Origin of the sequence: Azospirillum sp. A1-3 (assembly GCF_023806445.1) — a bacterium.
Lineage (GTDB): Bacteria > Pseudomonadota > Alphaproteobacteria > Azospirillales > Azospirillaceae > Azospirillum.
Genome location: NZ_JAMSLU010000003.1, coordinates 695597 through 711599, shown reverse-complemented (window position 1 = coordinate 711599; position 16003 = coordinate 695597). Strand labels below are relative to the sequence as shown.

The window sequence follows — 16003 nt, the reverse complement described above, 5'->3', positions numbered from 1 at the left end:
CCCGGTCAGACGGTGGTCGGCAATTCAGGCGACGTGCAGTTCGTGGAACTGCAGATGCTTGGGCCGCCGGCCGCGGCGCTTGGGCGCTGCGAAATTGGCGAGCGCACCGTTTTCTCCGCGCAGTTCGGCGTTCAGTTCCTGCACGCAGCGCTGCAGCAGTTCCTTTTCGCGCTGGTCCTCGCGGTCGGTGATCTCCAGGCAGCTCAGCTTGATCTCGACAAGGTCGATCAGCGTTTCGGCGCAACGGCGTGACAGGGTCATGGCATCCTCCACGGCGACGGGGTGCGGCGTCACTGTCCGGCGGGGCGGGCCTTCGCGAAACCCCCGCGCGACCGAGTTGTGCGTCACCCAGGCTTTTTATTGCTCATAGTGGCATCATATCCGCCTTCCGTTAAAAAGTACCTAAAATTTTATACAGATTTGTCCTTCTCTATCGATTTTCGGGAAAAGCGGATTTGTGCCTCCGTAAGCGTTGACAAGGCTACGGCCGGCCGCTAGAACCCTCCCCACGCCAGCGATGCCCCACGGGCACCGCACTGGCTGGAGGGGTGGCCGAGTGGCTGAAGGCAACGGTTTGCTAAACCGTCATAGGGTTTAAAGCCCTATCGTGGGTTCGAATCCCATCCCCTCCGCCACCGCGTGGCTTACGCAAGAAAATCAATACCTTAGCTGATAGCCTTCGCGGTCGTCGGGAGCTGCAACTCCTGGCGAACCGTTATATCTGTGCCGGTTTTTGTGCCGTCCCTGTTTGGCACATACCCCAGATAAATCTCCGTCGTCTTCACGCTGCTGTGCCCCAGATGCTTGGACAGCGCGTAGATGTCCCAGCCGTTCTGAAGCGCCCGCACCGCAAAGCCGTGCCGCAGATCGTGGCACCGGAAGGGCCGGAACGATGTGCCGGCTTTCTGTGCCGACTCCTGTGCCGACTTCACCATCTGGGCAAACCGGGCGCTGACGTTCAGATACCGGCTGCCCTCGTCGTGCCAGAACACAAACTCCGACCCCAGGAAGCGGGGCAGGGTGTCCAGCATCTGCACCAGCGGCTGGTCCAGCCGAATCGTGCGCGGCCGGCTGGTCTTCGTCTTGGTGAAGGTGATGGTACCAGCCTTCAGGTTGACCTGAGGCCACGTCAGCCCGGCGGCCTCCTCCTGGCGGCAACCGGTGCCGTCGAGGAAGCGGACCATGTGCGCGAACCGGCCAGGGCAGCGGGCAATGACCGCCTCCACGTCCATCCGTTCCGGCGGGTTGATCGGGTCCCGACGCTCCCGCGTCATGCGGCGGTTGAAGTCGCGGGCGGGGTTCGATTCGCACGCCCCCCACTCCAGCGCCGCGCCGACGACCGCCGACACTGCGGTCAGATCGCGGTTGATCGTGGCGTTGGAGGCGCCGGCCTTCCGCCGGGCGCTCACCAAGTCGCCGATCGTCTTCCGGGTGATCTGGTCGATGTAGAGCCCTTCCAGGCGTGGACCGCACTGGTTCAGGCTGACGGTGTAGCGCTTCAGCGTTCCGGGCTTCACCGCGTGCGGCCCGACCTCCGTCAGGTACCGCACTACGGCGGCCTTCCAGCTCAGCCGCGACTCGCCGAAGTGGACGGCTGCGGTGAGTTCCGTCTTGAACTGCGCGAAGCGCCGCTCGGCTTCCTTCCGATCAGCCGTTCGTAAACTTCGTCGATGCTCGGTCCCGCCGGCTTGAATGCGGCACCACCAGACGGTGCCGCGCTTGTAGAGATTGGACGGCATGTTGCTTTTTCCTCCTGGTCTTTGATCCAGCGCCGGAGTTGTTCGGGATCGAATGTCCAGCGCCCGCCGAGCATGGCGGCGCCAGGGACCTTTCCGCCAGAGGCCAGATACTGGACGGTGCGAATCGATAGGCCGGTGATCTCAGCGGCGCGGGCTGACTGGATCCGCTCAGGGTCGGGCATGGATCACCTCACCAGCAGGGGCTGTACCAGCCCGTCGCGATAGACCAGATCGAGCGGCACGTCGCCGGTCGGTTCGTCGCCGCCCCAGCCCTGAGGCCAAGTCTCGGCGGCGATCAGTTCCCGGATGCGCGTCTCCTCCTCCATGTTCAGCAGATCGATTGTCGGGCGGCCAAGCCGGCCGGCGGCCTTGTTGCATCGGCCCTGGATGTCGAGCACCCGCTCCAGCGCCATCCGGCGGCCGTCCAGGGTGATCGGGCCCATGCGCTGCTTGTTCTTGCCGGCGGCGATGTTGCCGGCCTCGTCCAGCCCGGTCTTCCGGAGCCGCCACTGCGGCTTGCGCAGCTCGCGATAGACGAGCGGTTTCAGGTCGGCCAGCGGCCGGAGATAGGCCCAGCGGGGGGAACGCAGCACCGTCTCGAGCGCCAGGTCGCGGCTGGCCAGCGGGCAGCCGATGCATCCGGTCCGGGCGTTGACCTCTTCGGCCTCGTCACCGCCATAGGCGTCCGCCACATCGGCCGTCGCCCAGCCCAGCGCCGGGGCTTCGAACATCAGCCAGTCCCAGACCTGACAGACCCGCCAGTGAAGGATCGGCGCGAGGGTGGCGATGCGACCGCGGATGCCGGCGGCGTCGGGAAGCACCTCCTGGTACCAGCCCTGGCCGCACTCGGCGCCATCCTTGCCGCAGCTGACGGCGATACGGGCGTCGCGTGCCGCGGACTCGCCGATCCTGACGCCGGTCAGCATCAGGATGGTGCCGGGCACCTTCTCCAGCAGATCGGCCAGCACCGCCTGCATCGGCTCGACCTTGATCTGGCGCGTGCACCAGCGGAAGGAGTTGGAGGGCGGCGGCACGCCTCGGCCCAGCATGTAGACCATCATGCGGAGGTCCATCGGCGCCACGGCGATCCGGACGTCGACGCCGCGCGCCCGCAACTGCTCCATGATCCGGGTCGCGGCGAACGCCAGCGGGATCAACTCCATCCTGGTGTCGGCGTAGCAGACCGTCAGCGACTTCGGCGCCGGCACTCGGCCGGTCTCGATCAGATGCATGATGAGGGTTAGCGTGGCGGTGGAGTCCTTGCCGCCGCTGTAGGCAATGGCCCAATGCTCGTGCTGGGGACCGTAGGCCTGGAGGCTTTGGACCGTCAGGTCGATGGCCTCGGGCAGGGTGCTCCGCATATCCTCGAAGAGGGTGGGCTGGGCGCGGCTCATACTCCACCCCCGGCTTGCGCCAGTTCTGCTTGCATAGAGGCGCGGTCAAGCTGCAGATTCAGGGCATGAAGAAAATCACTCCTTCCCTTTCCGGCATTGAACTGGCCCTTCTCATATTGGGCGCGGTGTTCTTGCTGTTTGCATGGCCATTCCTTAGCGAGGCTTTGCCCCCGCTGAAGTGGGAGCTGCCGTCCAGCGCAGATGCGCGCGAGATCGCCTCGGCTTTGTCGACACCGCCGGCACATCTGCAGGATCCATTTTGGCAGAGGCTGTACCATTGGCAGGGACTGATAGGAAGTATTGCGACCTTCCTCGGTGGAGCGTTCGTTCTCGGTGCAGCTTGGTGGACGATCTCTGACCAACGGTCGAGAGAGCTGCACGCACAGCGTGTTCGTGCAGAGGCTTTCGCCTGGGCATTTTTCTGTGATGCTGGCCTGTGTGCAGCTGACCTCACTCTCCAAAACAAACTTCTGAGTCATGCTCAAGCGATCGGAAATAAAAATGCATCTCAAGCCTTTCAAATGATAGATTTTTTGAACCCACCAACCTTCTCTGCGAGTTGGGAAGATTTCCATATGTTGCCGCATAATATAGCGGCAAAAGCATATGTTGTGGCGCAACATCAGAAGGGCGCTAAAAATGGGCTGATGCTTGGAAAACAAGCTATTCAAAGTGGAATTGCAACGCTTCATGAGGTGGCGGGAGATTTGGCTGAGGCAACTGAGAAAGTGATGACTGAACTGACATTGATTAGAACGACGCTTGCGCTCCATTATGGTTGGGATGAGGTTAGCGCCCCGGGCGGAAAACCAGTTGAGGAGAGATCGCATGGAGGCCCCGCAGACTTCCATGCTCCAATTTGACCGGGCCCATAACGTTGGTCGCTCCGTTGCTTTCAATGGATGGAACACCGTGCTTGCGCAAGCGATCTCCAGCACGTTCTTCGCGGCGACGTTACCGGTGGCCTCCAGGGCCTCGCGGGCGCTGAGGCCCGCCTCCTTTCGGCCGATGGTAGCGCGCCGCTCCTGGCGGCGCTGGTAGCTGCGGCTGCGGCGGGCCATCACTTCGCCCCCTTCAGCTCGGCGGCCAGCGTCTTCGAGAACGACTGCCAGCGTTCGAACATCTGCTCCGGCAGGGCCTGCAGCCGCTTGCCAACCTCGATCTTGTAGGCGTTCAGGTCCGGGATCGTCTTGCAGTCGCGGGCACCCTCCTGCAGCTGCTCCAACTCCAGTTCCCAGTCGTCCGCCGGGGCGGTTTCCGCCGGCTTCTCCAGATAGGTCTGCCGCAGGCGCAGCATCGTCTCGTCGCCGCCGTCGAGCATGTCGGCCGCCCATTCAAGCGCGGTCTCGTTGACCTTCCACAGCGCGACAGGATCGGAGGTGATCTTCAGTGCCTCCTCAAACCGCTTCATCCAGTCCTGGCTGCTGGTGGTCTCGAAGATCACCTCGCCCTCGGTATCGACCAGCGGGTGATTCGGTTCGGGCTGATCCTGCTCGTCCTGCTGGTCGGCGCGGGAGCCCGCATCGTGTTCGAGCATGGGGGAGGCGGCGAAGCCGTCGAGTTGGCCGGCGGCGGTCCGCGGCGCCGGGCCGGCGATCTGCGGCGCACCCGATCCGCTGCTCACGGCGTAGAGCGCATCGTCCCGGCGCAGCACCTGCTCCACCTCGGTGGACATCGGCAGGTACTTGGACAGCCGGCGCACCACGGTCTTGCGCGCCATCTCCTCGTACCAGTCTTTCCAAGGGCCACCATTCTTTGCCCGGCTGGACTGCCGCACCTTCTCGACGTCCGCGCGCATCATGACCTCGCGCTGGATCGTACCGTCCTTCAGCTTTGCGGTGGCATAGACGGCAACCATCGGGCCGCGGTCGTCGGCCATGGTCGGTTCATGCTCGATGCGCTCGTCATCACCCAGGACATACTTGAAGCGGTCCTTGGCATAGACGGCGTGGGCGCCAATCGACGCCAACTCACCCGAGTTCCGCATCTTCTTGATGATGCCGTAGACCATCGGCATCCACTGCGCCTGGTTGCCATACATCACGATGGCGCCCTCGCGGCCGTCGGGCAGCAGGCCGTCCTGGGCGGCCATCACGAAGGCCCCCATCAGCGAGCGCTTGTCCGCGCTCAGCAGGCCGGGGTTCTTGTTGATCGCGGTGAGGGCAACGCGCTTGAAGCGGTCCAGGGGGATGTGCTGAGGAAGGGCGGCGGCAAACTCGCTGCCCATCTTGTCGAGATCGCGACGGACCAGCACCATGGGGTTCTGCTGCTCGTTGGTCTCGGTGACGGCGTTCTTGCTCATGATGCTCAGACCTCACGAATGTTGAGGGCCGCGCGATAGGGCTTGCCCGCCCGCTGCGCATAGACCCAGGAGATGTTGAAGCCGCTGGCATTGGCCCGGATGGTCTCCGGGGCGTCGCCCAGCCGGCGGGTGATCTGCGCCTTGATGGCGCTGCGCTTGGCCTCGCCTTCCTTCACGGAGGCGTCGGTCTTCAGGTACTCGGCGCAGAGGATCGGCAGTTCGTTGTCGGTGGTGAGGTCCAGCGGCGCAGACCGAACCTCGGCGCCCAGCAGAGACAGTTCGGCGACCGTGTCGAAGTCAGCGACGTCCAGCGGCGGGGTCTCGGCTTCGACGGCCTGCCAGAAGGCGGCGACCGCCTGCTCGATGCGGGCGATGGTCGGGTCATGCCGGGCGATCTGGCCGCGATAGAGCTTGTTCCCGCCGACGCAGGCGATGATCCAGCCATGCTCGGCCCGGACCTTCTCGCAGGCGATCTGGGTTTGCAGCTGCAGGGTGATGTCGAGCGGCGGCGCGGTGATCACGTCGCCCTCGACCTTCCAGAGATCGCGGAAGATCAAGAAGTCCACGTTCTTGATCTCGACCGGCGGCAGGCCGGGGCCGTGCTCCTCGAAATCCCGGCTCGCACCCATGCCGGCGATGCGGGGATGGCGGAGATAGCGGCGGACCTTGCGCAGGGGCCACGGGTCCCACTTGTGGCGCGCCCATTCGGCAATGGCGGGCTCCAGGAACTGGCCGGCCTGCACCCGCTCGACCTCGTCCAGATTCTCCGGCGGCAGCACGCCTCGCTTCTGCCAGTACAGCCGGTAGCCGGTGGTGTGGCGGCTCACACATCCCAGGCACTCGGCGCCGGCGGGCGGGACCTCAAACATGTGCAGGAAGGCCTGCTGGCCGTCAGCCAGGCGCCACAGGTAGAACAGGGCCGCGACCTCGGACCCGCCGACATGTTCAGCGCGGAGTTCGTGCCAGTGCTCGCGGGAGGTGGGGAGGATGGCGTTCATGCCGCCACCCCCAGGCTCTGGAGGTGCCAGTACAGTCGGGCGCAGGCGCGGACATCGACCAGCGCGTCGTGCGCTCCGTCCAGTCCCTCGCCGAAGAAATGTGCGATGCACTCCTTCAGCTGCGGCGGCTTCGGCTTGTTGAAGCCAGCGGCAAGCATCTTCGGCGTCGGCGGCAGGTTCACGATGCGGAGGCTGGCCGCCATGGTGCAGAAGCGCGGCAGGTTCTGGCGTGCCGGCTCGGCGCCGGCTCGGTAGAACGCCGTCTTCATCAGCTGGGTGTCGAACTCGATGTTATGGGCAACCAGCGTCTTCGCCTGGGCCAGCAGGTCGTTGAAGCGGCCGATGGTGTCGACGAGCGGAATCCCCTCGTCCATCGCGCGCTCGGTGGTGATGCCGTGGACGCGGGCGGCGGCTTCGGGAATCGTCCAGCCGTCGGGCTGAACGATGACGTTCATGCTGTCGATCTCGGTGTCGGCGTCCTTCATCAGGAGCGCTGCCAGCTGGACGACATGCGGCTGCTGCGGGCTGGTCAGTGGAGCCCACTTGACCGGTAACCCGGTGGTCTCGGTGTCGAAGGCGAGGATCATGGTGCAGGCGTCTCCTGGGTCCAGCGCGTCTCATGCGCGCCGACGATGGCTTCAAGTTCGGCCTGTTCGGCCGGGGTGAGGCGCGCCAGCACGCCGACCATCGGGTCTGCGAGGCGGTTGTGCTGGACGGCGGAATCGGAGGAGAGGCCGGTGATCAGCAGCACGCGGCCATGCAGCAGGATCAGGGAGCCGAGGGCGGTCTCGTCCGACGGGGTGATGGCGTAGGGGCTGGCCATGTCAGGCGGCCTCCGCCTTGATGCGGTCCTGTTCGGGGCGCAGGCGGGAGCCATGGCGCAGAAGCGCCGCGCGAATCACCGGGCCGCCGTTCTGCTTGGCAATGCCCAAGGGATCGGTGAAATCCCAGTCGATCAGGTCTTTGATGTCGGCGACCGCGCGGATGAGGTTACCTTCGTTGAGCGCTTCGCCGACGCCTTGTCCGGTCGGCAGGTGGGTAAGGCGCCACCAGCCGTCGGCGCGGAGATGGATGCCGAACCAGAGGCGAACGGACCCGATGACCTTGGCTTCGCCTTCGACGGTGAAGATCCGGAAGGTGGCGGTCGACCAGTCGTCCCGGCCGGTGACGGTGGCGTTGAGGGCGTTGGCCATGGTCATGCTCCCAGCATGTCGACGAGGTCGAGTTGCGGTGCCTTGGCCCGGCGGGTGCGGGCGGCGTTCTCCCGTGCAGCGGCGCGTCGTAGGTCAGGTGACACCGCTGGCACATGGCCGCGTGGTTGCTGCCGTCGTCGGGGTTGTTGGTCGGGTCGTGGTCGAGGTGGGCAACCGTCAGCACCACCTTGCTGCGGGTGACCGGGTGCGGCTGGCCGTTGATGGCGATCTGGCAGAACTCGCACCGGTCCTGAGCCCGGTCCTTCCGGATGCGCAGGCTGATGGCTTTCCAGTCCTTCGGGTAGAGGGCTCGCTTCTCAGGGCTGATTGGCATCACGATCACTCCGCAGCGGCCGGCACGCGCCGGCGGATTTCGAAACTGCCGAGCTCCGACACGGCGGCCTGCCAGTTGGCGAAGGCCTGCGTCAGCGTCCGGAGCTGGTAGGCCAGGAGGCTCCCGTCGCGGAGCCGCAGCAGGGCGGCGTCGAGCGCCTGGCGGTAAAGGGCGGCCGTCACGTCACGCCGGGTTCGGAGGTCCAGCAGCCGCAGTGCGTCGGCGCCATGCTCCAGGGCGTAGACCGCGCGGCGGAACTGCCGGTCGGGCAGGCCGCGGGCGTGCAGGTCGTCCAGCTGGGCGGTGGTGACGTGGCGGCGCATCAGCGCACCCGTTGGCGGCGGTTGTCCCATTGGGCGCCGTCGCCTTTGGGGCCAAGGTTGGTGGGCTCGTAATAGGCGCGGTCGGCGGCTTCGAAGGCCGCCCAGGGCTTCGGATCGGAGGGGATGGCCATGGCCTTCACCATCGACTTCCGCCACTTCTCGCGGAGACCAAACACCTTCAGGTTCAGCCCGATTTGAGCGATACGGTATTGCGGCGTCAGGTCCGGTTTGGGCGCAGCGGCGACGTTGATGGGGAGGGGCGGCTGGACGGGGAGGGCGACCGACGGGGCGCCGGCCTTCTTTGCCCGCTCCTCACGGATGCGGTCGATGTCATCCATCAGCCGCGCAAGCTCTCGGTCGTCCAGTTCCTCCGCCAGTGCGGACGCTTCCTGGTAGTTCTCGGTACCCTCGACGCAGTAGCCGCACGGCGGCGCGCCAAGGTGGCAGGTGCATTCTTCTGCCATCGGTCAGCCTCCAACCACCTTCGCCCAAGCCCACAGGTCCAGGGCTTCCAGGGCGACGGCGAGCAGCAGGATCAGGATGAAGATGCGGTGGTCGGTCATGCCGGCACCACGCGGCGCAGCTCGCAGCGCCCCTTGACGCCCATCACGAAGACGGCGGGTCCGTCGATCGTCAGCGACGCCTTGCTGGCGGTGACGCTCTCGAAGCGACGGCCCAGGAAGGTGCGGACGATGACGGGGCTGCCGACAGGGGTGTCGGCGTTGAAGCGCTCGACGGAGCGCTCCAGGTTGGTGCGGGAGAGGAGGCGCATCGGTTAGGCCTCCGGCCGGCCGAAGGCGCCGCAGTAGCCGCGGCGGTCGCGGACCAGCCAGCGGAAAGTGGCGATCACCTCGGCTGGGCCTTCGTCAGCAAAGGAGATGCCGACGAACTCCATGCCGGGCTCCGGGGCTTCCGGCTTCCAAGAGTCGCTGAAAGCCTTCCGCTCGGCGTCAAGCGCATCCAGAACGGCGTCGGCCTGCTCGTCCGGGAGCTTGCTGGCTTCCTCGTAGCGCGTCACGAAGCGGTCGTCGGAGACATACCGGCGGGCATAGATCGGCTCGGCGTCCACGAAGCGCCACGCCATGCAGTCGGAGGCGATGCACCGGCAATTCTCCTCGCCCTTCGCGTCGAGCCAGCGGTTATTTCCGCCGGACTCGTCGGAGCAGCTGCCATCGGTCACGCGTGCATGCGGGCACCACTTCGTGCGGGCCTGCTCTTCGGTCATCAGCATCGGTCAGTCCTCCACGCCGACGGACTCTTCGATGGCTTCGATCTCGTCCATGCAGGTTTCGAGGTGCTGGGCCACGTCGCGGGCGGCCTCTTCGATCGCTTCGAATTCCTTCTTGCTGAGCATCACCCACTTGCCGTCATCGATTTCCGGAGTGACGCGCAGGGCGTCCTCCAGCAGGCTGATGTCGCGGACGGCGGTGTTCTTGTTGCTGTATTCGTGCGCCATTGGATTGCTCCGCTCATGCGGTGGAATGGGGTGAGAGGCGCCGGCTTCCATCCTCCGCGCCGGCGCCGGCCACATGCTCGCCACTGGTTCCGCCTTGGGCGGGGTCCCGGCTCGCTGACACGCCGCGGCGCCTCTCTACGGCCTCAAGCCCCACCCATCGCTGGGTAAGGGGCTTGAAGGTTGCGGGCGTCCGGCCAAGGGCGCCCGCTAGTTCCCACTCCTATTGCCGAGACTTCCTTTCTTTGGTTGGTTGAGGGGTGCCGGAGATCACGCCCCACCGGCGGGCGATGGCTTCAGAAAGTCGTGGGCTGGGCGATGCCGCGGATCAGGCTCATGAAGCCCTTCTGCAGGTCGGTCTTGCCGATGGAGACCCAGCGGCCGTCGATGCCGGGCGTGCTGGCAATCTTGTCCACCAGGGCACCGACCTCTTCGGCCTTGGCCTTGGCCTCGTTCATCAGCGCGATCTCGTCGGCTGACAGGTCCCGGTATCCCTTGATGTGCTTGTGCTGGTTGTCCACGGATCGTCTCCAGGGGTTCGGGGGGAGAGGCCCGTTTGACCGGGTGACGGTCACGCTGGGGGTTTGCATTACCGGACCTCTCACGGGCTCAAGCCGGCTGGGGTCACCCATGCCGGCCGGTGTCGGGGGTGGCGGAACATCACCCCGCCGTCAGGTCCAGGCGCTTGCCGTGCCAGCGGTCGGCGATCTGCCGCCAGAAGCTGGCCTCGCGCTCATCACCCTCAGTCGTCGCCTGCTCAGCTGAGCGCTCGGCAAAGCCCAGCGCGTTGTCCACGCCGCGCAGGCCGTTGGCGGTCAGGGTGTCGGTGACGATCAGGCGGGAAGGCGCGGGCATGAGAGGATCCGGAAAGGTGCCGCCGAGCCCTGGGGGAGCGCCCGGCGGCGAGGTGGGAGGAAACGCCCAGACGGGCAGGGGAACGCGCAGGGGCGCGAAACTCAGGCGGCGGGCTCGCCAGCATGAATGGTCAGCCACGCCTTGAAGGCGGTGCCGAAATCGGGCTTGCCGAAGATCTGCAGATCCAGACTGGCGGCGGCATAGCCGGCGACGTAAGCCGCGGCCAGATCGCGCTTCCGCGGCTTGGTCAGGCACAGGCCTTCCAGGCGGTCGCTGTAGCCCTTGAAGAACACGTCTCCGAGGGAGGCAAGGCGCTGGACTTCAGGGGCTCTGGTGGTGGCGGTAGGCATCGGCGGGCTCCGGCGGGGTGGTGTGGAGCTATTATGGTCGGTATATCGACCAATCGTCAAGAGAAATGTGGTCGGTATAGCGACCTACTCAGGCGACGATTATCCGGCCATAATCAGGTTGCGCTGAACAGATGACGTTCGCGCTATGGTGAGGTGGGGATATGGTGAAGGCTGGTGCGTTTCTGCTCGTTGTGCTGGGTTATCTTGCGGGCTGCGGGCCGCGCTTCGACCCCCAGGCCGAGCTTACCTATTGCCGAACCCTGCCAGACGTGGAGGCCGTTCCATGCTTCAAAGGGCTGACCGCTCGCTTGAATGCCGCTTCTGGCGCTATCAACACTATCGGCGGCACGATGCCCCGGACCTACAGCGGCAGCGTCGAGGCGCCGGACGGCTCGACCACCCGATATCGGACGCTGTGCTCGGATAGGAACTGCGACACCAAGATTGCGCAGTGATACTGGCGTCGGGCGAGAGGATTGAGGAATGGCTGTATTTCTGAGGGTTGTCGCCTTTTTCGTGATGCTGGGCGGGCTGATCCTGGCGGGCGGAACTCTGCTCGCCGACAGAGACTGCGGGCAGTTCATTTCTCACGCACCGAGCTATAGGGCGTGCATTGAGGCTGCCGGCCCGCAGGCGGGGACTTGGGGCGCCGCGCTTACCATGGCGTTGGGCGCGGCTATCGTCGCTCTGGCGTTCCTCGCGTTCGCTAGCATGCTTGATGGGACTGAGCAGAACCGTCAGATGCTCCAGGCGATCCAGACCCGCTTGGGCGAGCCGAAGTCTGTGGCAGAATGAACGGGCACGACAATCTCCCCGCCCGCGTGGCCGCCCTGGAGCTGCTGGTCGAGCAGATGATCCTTGAGCGCGTTCAGCAGACAGACAGCCCGTGTGATGCGGTCCGCGCAGCGCTGGGCGGCATAACCAGGCTGGCGACGCAGCGCGAGGACGTGCCCATGGAAGCCATTGGCGCAGCGGCCGAAATCCTAGCAGCGGTGATCCTGAGGCTCGGGACCAAGGAGTAGCGCGGGTGATGAACAGGTTGGGGGAGGGGTGATGGATCCAATTTCATACGGCATGGCGCTAAAAGCGCAGCAAGAGGCGCAGAGATTAAGGGATTCTCTCCTTAACGTTATTCAAGCTGTTTCAGCGGTCGCTCAAGCGGTCGAGGGACTTCAAACAGATGACGCCTCTGGCGCCAAGGAAAAGATTGCTACGGCTCACAGCTCGTTGATAGCGGCTTTAGATGACCTGCTAAGCGGGGAGGGCGGTCGCAATGGCGAGCAACGTTGATTGGCGCCATGTCGCCACCATGACTGAGTCTGCTCGGGCGCGCGGGAGGCTTCCAACGGTTCCTCCCATTGACGGCGGCGGTGGCGGTCCCCATGATCCTGGCATGGAACAGCGCGTCGCGAAGCTCGAAACGGACGTCGGGGAGATCAAGGCAACTTTGGGCGCTCTAGCGCCCAAGATCCATGAGATGCACGCATTTATTCAGGCCAAGCTGCCCGACCTCGCGACCAAAGGTGATCTGTCGGCAGGCGAAGTTCGGTTGAGCGATAAGGTTTCCGCAGTGGCCGTCGAGATTGCGAAGCGCCCCACCCGTGCCGATACATGGGCTGCCATTGGCGTGATAGCTGCCATCGCGTCTTTGCCGTACTGGCCGACTTGGCTGGAGGGCGTCAAAGCCATCTTCTCTCGCTGATCCGCTACCAAGTACGACAGCCCGCCCGCTACCCGGCCGGCGGGCTTTCTTCTGCCCGCCACCAGCGAAGGCCTGACGGTTACACATGCCAGCCACTCCCGAGGCCGGCCCGTTGCACGGGCATTTATGGTTGCGCCGCCGAACCATCAGCGCCCTAATCATAGGGCTCTCAGAGAGCATCCTTGTTGACTAGGCCCGCCTCGCCTCCCCGAGGCGGGCTTCTTTGTGTCTATTTTCTCCTACCTCACTCGATTGGACCATCACGGTGGTACAACTCCCGCTTCTATCGATTTGGCTTCTTCCCGGTGGTGCAGAGGTCTGACAATTGGCATCATCATCTAATCCTGTCCGTCCGGAAAATCGTTGATGCCCGTCCATCGACGCTGCGGATGCAATGTTTGCTAGACGGTCGTGACGGGAGCGATTTTCAGGCTGAGCCTGTGGGTTGGCTCCGCGATGAAGTCGCAAAACGCATTGTGCATTGCAAAGTGCCCTGACCCGCCTTGCTCCCCCGAGGCGGGTTTCTTTTTGCCTGGAACCGGCTGGCGGGCTTTTTCATGAGAACCGCCTGCCATCAAGCTCGTGCTGCCTATCTCTTCCATTGTGAGCTTTGGCAGCCGGGGGGCGTACGCCTATGGACCCACAGCAATTTCGGCAGGCGCGGGAGCTTCTGCTCTGGAGTCGAGAGGAGCTAGCGTTCACAGCCGGTGTTCACGTCGAGGACATCCGCCGTTTGGAAACAGGACGATGGGACGTTGGCTTAAGGGCTCGGGGCCAGATCTGCCTCGCCCTCACAGCTGCCGGCATCGAAGTCGGCTGCGACGGCGAGGTGTCGCTGGCGGGCAGGGATGCGGCCGAATGATCTGCTGAGTGGGATTGACCCGCTCCACCACCTAGTCGACGGCCTGAGTTATGCGGAACAAGTGCGCCGTCGCAGCGTTCATAGGTCCAGCACCTTGAACTCGACCAACCTAGCCCGCCTCACTCTTGTGAGGCGGGCAGTCTTGCCGTTGGAACCGTTTAGCGCCTATCCTGCTCTCTGGGGAGGAATGCTCCTTTTCTGCCCATGCACTGCCCGCCCGGTCCGCCGCGGCGGGCATTCTTTTGCCCGGTCCTCAGTTCGGCAGCTCCGGCACCATCCCGAGCCGCTGCAGATAGACCGGCTCGCTGTAATCCCCCGCCTCCTCGTCCACCTCGGTGCGCACCACGTCGACCCCGACGATCTTGCCATTGGCCGCGAACATCCGCTCTGCGCGCACGATGGCGGCCTCTGCCGTCTTCGCCAGGATCGCTGGTTCTGGCTTCAGCCCGCCCTTGGGGCCGCGTGCATAGGGCTGGACGATGATGTGAGTGACCGCCGACATGGGACATCCTTCCCGCTGATGTGTTTTAAGAATGTTCTCTTCCGCGCTCGGAGGAAGTCAATCCTAAGCTTGGCCAGGAAGTCCGAATTGCAGGTATGTGTTTCTCGCATAGCGCAAGATTGTGGAGTGGGATTCGCCGGAAAGCCGCGTCAGTGTTGGGATTGAGGCGTCGGGCGAGTGGAAAGTGGTGGCGATATACCAAAACGGTATTCGCAGAAAGCCGGTGACGAACCGGGAAGACGGCGCTACCGTGTTCGCAAATGTTCTCGTTGCGGGGCGAGCGAGATGCGGGTGGAGACGGTAATGCAACAGGAAGACGGAGGGGTAGATCAGAAGGCTGTTAATGCCTTGGCCTGGTACCTTGCCCAGAAGGGGGAAAAGGGTGCGACAATTATTCAGAGGTGGCTGCGCGCTCGTCGTTCCCGCCTTCAGCGCGGTCAATCCGAAGCTTGAGAAGCGTAGTGAGGCTGGTGATTTCCCCAGGCTGCATCTGCCGCAAGATAGCGCGAGCTTGTGCCTTGGTCTCCCAATCCGGATCACCATACTCAAGCATCTCGGCTACTGTCATTTCCGCAGCCGTAGCGAGTTTCTGCAGGGTGTCCATGGTGGGATTTTTGCCGGCGAAGGCATCAAGCGCTGTCGTCTTCGGCAGCCCTGAGAGGACTCGCCAGTTATTCTTGCTTTTGAGCAGTGCCTTTCGCGCGTCGAGGACGCGGTTAAACGCTGCAATGATGTCGGTTTGAGGCTGGTCGCTCATACCGACATTATGCGGTTTTTCGACAGCTGCGCGACGTCGGGTTACCGACCGTAAAGGGCTTGACCATGGTCGGTATACCGACCTATCATTAGCCCCATGCTCTACATCGACCGCTCCCAACATCGCATCATCGCCTTTGCTGCCGCCAATGGGTGGGGCGCCGCCCAGTATGCGCGAGCGGCGGGTATCGCAAAAACCACAGCCTATGAGGTGCTGAAGGGCGGCAACGCCACAAAGGACACTCTCCGGGCCATGGAAAGCATTATTCCGGCCCGGTTCAAGGAATCGTCGGAGCCGCGCGCCGGTCGCAACGTTGCCCCCCGCCCCGAAGGGAGGGCCGCCTGATGCCGATGCACCAGTGCGCCCTCTGTCACCTGACTGATGAAACCCGCGCTGTGACCGGCCCGCGCGCTCCGCTGCCCTGCGCCTGCAACAAGGCGCTGATGAAGCCGGTCTCTGTGTCCGCCCCGGCCACGCGCCGCGGCGCCAATGCCTTCGCCGCCCTGGCGGAGACCCAGGACCACTACACGGTCCAAGTCCCCCTCCCGGTCCCCGCGAAAACCTGACCCCAGACAGCACGAAAGCCGGCCGCAAGCACCACCCCGCGCCGGCTTTCGAACTAAGGAGAACCGCAAGTGTTGAGCCACGATTCCTGCCCACAGAACTACACCGCTGACGCTGCGAGCGTCCATGGTGCGAACGGCCAGCCCGTCGCCTCTACCATTCGGCAGAACAGCGACACACCCACCACTTTCGAGCGGATCATCGGCGAGGTCGAGCGTTTCGCCCTGATCGACGCGCTGACCCGCGCCGAAGGCCAATGCGGCATAAATCTGGCGATGGAAGGCCGCGGCGCCACTGCGGTGGTCATCGCCTCGTTCCGCCTGCCGCTCGGCGCTGTGAACCTTGTCGATGCGGCGACGCTGGCCGCCCTGGTCGATGCGGTCGAGATCACTGAACGCCCGGTCGGCCCGCGAGGTCGTAACGTGGTTGAGCATGCCGCGATGTCGATCCCGGCTGCGCAGCGCACTGCGACCCTCAACAAGCTGACGCCACGCGAGTTGTCGGTGTTCCGCGCTATGGCAGGCGGTGGCACCAACAAGCAGATCGCCAGCGAACTGAACCTCTCCATCGACACGGTGAAGATCTACCTGCGGGCGATCTTCCGCAAGATCGGCGCCAGCAACCGCTCGCAGGCTTGCGTGCTCGCCTCTCAGCTGGTGATGGGGGGCTGATCGA

27 protein-coding genes, 1 tRNA gene and 1 pseudogene are annotated in these 16003 nt (G+C 64.5%); 10 read left to right on the top strand and 19 right to left on the bottom strand.

Annotated features, from left to right (window positions below):
* Positions 1-24: 24 nt before the first annotated feature.
* Positions 25-261: a hypothetical protein gene (locus M5E06_RS21180; RefSeq protein WP_014188024.1), complete on the bottom strand. Its 237-nt coding sequence runs from the start codon at positions 259-261 to the stop codon at positions 25-27.
* A gap of 281 nt (positions 262-542) precedes the next feature.
* Here M5E06_RS21180 and M5E06_RS21175 point away from each other — a divergent pair.
* Positions 543-635, top strand: a tRNA-Ser gene (locus M5E06_RS21175).
* Between the two features lie 30 nt (positions 636-665).
* Here the strand turns inward: M5E06_RS21175 and M5E06_RS21170 are convergent.
* The 3 genes and pseudogenes from M5E06_RS21170 to M5E06_RS21165 form a co-directional block, all read right to left on the bottom strand.
* Positions 666-1739: a tyrosine-type recombinase/integrase gene (locus M5E06_RS21170; RefSeq protein ID WP_252139880.1), complete on the bottom strand. Its 1074-nt coding sequence runs from the start codon at positions 1737-1739 to the stop codon at positions 666-668.
* Positions 1740-1765: 26 nt separating this feature from the next.
* A pseudogene (locus M5E06_RS35895) lies at positions 1766-1921 on the bottom strand (helix-turn-helix domain-containing protein); the annotation flags it as partial.
* A gap of 3 nt (positions 1922-1924) precedes the next feature.
* Positions 1925-3133 carry a phosphoadenosine phosphosulfate reductase domain-containing protein gene (locus M5E06_RS21165; RefSeq protein WP_252139879.1) on the bottom strand — a complete coding sequence of 403 codons (1209 nt, stop codon included), beginning with the start codon at positions 3131-3133 and terminating at the stop codon, positions 1925-1927.
* 65 nt (positions 3134-3198) lie between these two features.
* Between M5E06_RS21165 and M5E06_RS21160 the strand changes: the two genes are divergently transcribed.
* A complete protein-coding gene (locus M5E06_RS21160) occupies positions 3199-3996 on the top strand; it encodes a hypothetical protein (RefSeq protein WP_252139878.1) in 798 nt (265 codons plus the stop codon).
* 197 nt (positions 3997-4193) lie between these two features.
* On the opposite strand, the gene M5E06_RS21155 is transcribed toward M5E06_RS21160, so the two are convergent.
* From M5E06_RS21155 to M5E06_RS21095, 13 genes are all read right to left on the bottom strand, one after another.
* Positions 4194-5435, bottom strand: coding sequence for a recombinase RecT (locus tag M5E06_RS21155; RefSeq protein ID WP_252139877.1), 1242 nt, complete (start codon positions 5433-5435; stop codon positions 4194-4196).
* A 5-nt stretch (positions 5436-5440) separates the two neighbouring features.
* Positions 5441-6433, bottom strand: coding sequence for a hypothetical protein (locus M5E06_RS21150; protein ID WP_252139876.1), 993 nt, complete (start codon positions 6431-6433; stop codon positions 5441-5443).
* Positions 6430-7020, bottom strand: a complete 591-nt coding sequence (locus tag M5E06_RS21145; protein ID WP_252139875.1) for a 3'-5' exonuclease — start codon at positions 7018-7020, stop codon at positions 6430-6432. Before M5E06_RS21145 ends, M5E06_RS21150 begins: the two co-directional genes overlap by 4 nt.
* Positions 7017-7256, bottom strand: a complete 240-nt coding sequence (locus M5E06_RS21140; protein ID WP_252139874.1) for a hypothetical protein — start codon at positions 7254-7256, stop codon at positions 7017-7019. The genes M5E06_RS21145 and M5E06_RS21140 overlap by 4 nt, the downstream gene beginning before the upstream one ends.
* A 1-nt stretch (position 7257) precedes the next feature.
* Entirely contained in the window at positions 7258-7626 is a 369-nt protein-coding gene (locus M5E06_RS21135) for a hypothetical protein (RefSeq protein WP_252139873.1), read from the bottom strand.
* A 339-nt stretch (positions 7627-7965) separates the two neighbouring features.
* A complete protein-coding gene (locus tag M5E06_RS21130) occupies positions 7966-8283 on the bottom strand; it encodes a hypothetical protein (protein WP_252139872.1) in 318 nt (105 codons plus the stop codon).
* Positions 8283-8747, bottom strand: coding sequence for a hypothetical protein (locus M5E06_RS21125; RefSeq protein ID WP_252139871.1), 465 nt, complete (start codon positions 8745-8747; stop codon positions 8283-8285). The genes M5E06_RS21130 and M5E06_RS21125 overlap by 1 nt, the downstream gene beginning before the upstream one ends.
* A gap of 95 nt (positions 8748-8842) precedes the next feature.
* On the bottom strand, positions 8843-9055 hold the full coding sequence (locus tag M5E06_RS21120; RefSeq protein ID WP_252139870.1) for a hypothetical protein: 213 nt from the start codon (positions 9053-9055) through the stop codon (positions 8843-8845).
* A gap of 3 nt (positions 9056-9058) precedes the next feature.
* Positions 9059-9514 (bottom strand): hypothetical protein, encoded by a 456-nt coding sequence (locus M5E06_RS21115; RefSeq protein ID WP_252139869.1) that lies wholly within the window; start codon positions 9512-9514, stop codon positions 9059-9061.
* Between the two features lie 3 nt (positions 9515-9517).
* Positions 9518-9739, bottom strand: coding sequence for a hypothetical protein (locus M5E06_RS21110; RefSeq protein ID WP_252139868.1), 222 nt, complete (start codon positions 9737-9739; stop codon positions 9518-9520).
* Between the two features lie 293 nt (positions 9740-10032).
* The gene (locus tag M5E06_RS21105) at positions 10033-10257 is read right to left on the bottom strand and encodes an Acb2/Tad1 domain-containing protein (protein ID WP_252139867.1); all 225 of its coding nucleotides are present in this window, start codon (positions 10255-10257) and stop codon (positions 10033-10035) included.
* A 139-nt stretch (positions 10258-10396) separates the two neighbouring features.
* Positions 10397-10591 (bottom strand): hypothetical protein, encoded by a 195-nt coding sequence (locus tag M5E06_RS21100; protein ID WP_252139866.1) that lies wholly within the window; start codon positions 10589-10591, stop codon positions 10397-10399.
* Between the two features lie 101 nt (positions 10592-10692).
* Positions 10693-10941, bottom strand: coding sequence for a hypothetical protein (locus tag M5E06_RS21095; RefSeq protein ID WP_252139865.1), 249 nt, complete (start codon positions 10939-10941; stop codon positions 10693-10695).
* 161 nt (positions 10942-11102) lie between these two features.
* Between M5E06_RS21095 and M5E06_RS21090 the strand changes: the two genes are divergently transcribed.
* From M5E06_RS21090 to M5E06_RS21070, 5 genes are all read left to right on the top strand, one after another.
* Positions 11103-11396 carry a hypothetical protein gene (locus tag M5E06_RS21090; RefSeq protein WP_252139864.1) on the top strand — a complete coding sequence of 98 codons (294 nt, stop codon included), beginning with the start codon at positions 11103-11105 and terminating at the stop codon, positions 11394-11396.
* A 28-nt stretch (positions 11397-11424) separates the two neighbouring features.
* Complete coding sequence (locus M5E06_RS21085) at positions 11425-11736, top strand: hypothetical protein (RefSeq protein WP_252139863.1); 312 nt, start codon at positions 11425-11427, stop codon at positions 11734-11736.
* Positions 11733-11963, top strand: coding sequence for a hypothetical protein (locus tag M5E06_RS21080; RefSeq protein ID WP_252139862.1), 231 nt, complete (start codon positions 11733-11735; stop codon positions 11961-11963). The genes M5E06_RS21085 and M5E06_RS21080 overlap by 4 nt, the downstream gene beginning before the upstream one ends.
* Positions 11964-11994: 31 nt before the next feature.
* Positions 11995-12231 (top strand): hypothetical protein, encoded by a 237-nt coding sequence (locus M5E06_RS21075; RefSeq protein ID WP_252139861.1) that lies wholly within the window; start codon positions 11995-11997, stop codon positions 12229-12231.
* A 103-nt stretch (positions 12232-12334) separates the two neighbouring features.
* Positions 12335-12643, top strand: a complete 309-nt coding sequence (locus M5E06_RS21070) for a hypothetical protein (RefSeq protein ID WP_252139860.1) — start codon at positions 12335-12337, stop codon at positions 12641-12643.
* A 1115-nt stretch (positions 12644-13758) separates the two neighbouring features.
* Here the strand turns inward: M5E06_RS21070 and M5E06_RS21065 are convergent.
* Complete coding sequence (locus tag M5E06_RS21065) at positions 13759-14007, bottom strand: hypothetical protein (protein WP_252139859.1); 249 nt, start codon at positions 14005-14007, stop codon at positions 13759-13761.
* 391 nt (positions 14008-14398) lie between these two features.
* Positions 14399-14764 (bottom strand): hypothetical protein, encoded by a 366-nt coding sequence (locus M5E06_RS21060; RefSeq protein WP_252139858.1) that lies wholly within the window; start codon positions 14762-14764, stop codon positions 14399-14401.
* 96 nt (positions 14765-14860) lie between these two features.
* Here M5E06_RS21060 and M5E06_RS21055 point away from each other — a divergent pair, with 96 nt between their 5' ends.
* From M5E06_RS21055 to M5E06_RS21045, 3 genes are all read left to right on the top strand, one after another.
* A complete protein-coding gene (locus M5E06_RS21055) occupies positions 14861-15109 on the top strand; it encodes a hypothetical protein (RefSeq protein WP_252139857.1) in 249 nt (82 codons plus the stop codon).
* Complete coding sequence (locus M5E06_RS21050; protein ID WP_252139856.1) at positions 15109-15330, top strand: hypothetical protein; 222 nt, start codon at positions 15109-15111, stop codon at positions 15328-15330. Before M5E06_RS21055 ends, M5E06_RS21050 begins: the two co-directional genes overlap by 1 nt.
* A gap of 72 nt (positions 15331-15402) precedes the next feature.
* Complete coding sequence (locus M5E06_RS21045) at positions 15403-15999, top strand: helix-turn-helix transcriptional regulator (RefSeq protein WP_252139855.1); 597 nt, start codon at positions 15403-15405, stop codon at positions 15997-15999.
* The last annotated feature ends 4 nt before the right edge of the window (positions 16000-16003 follow it).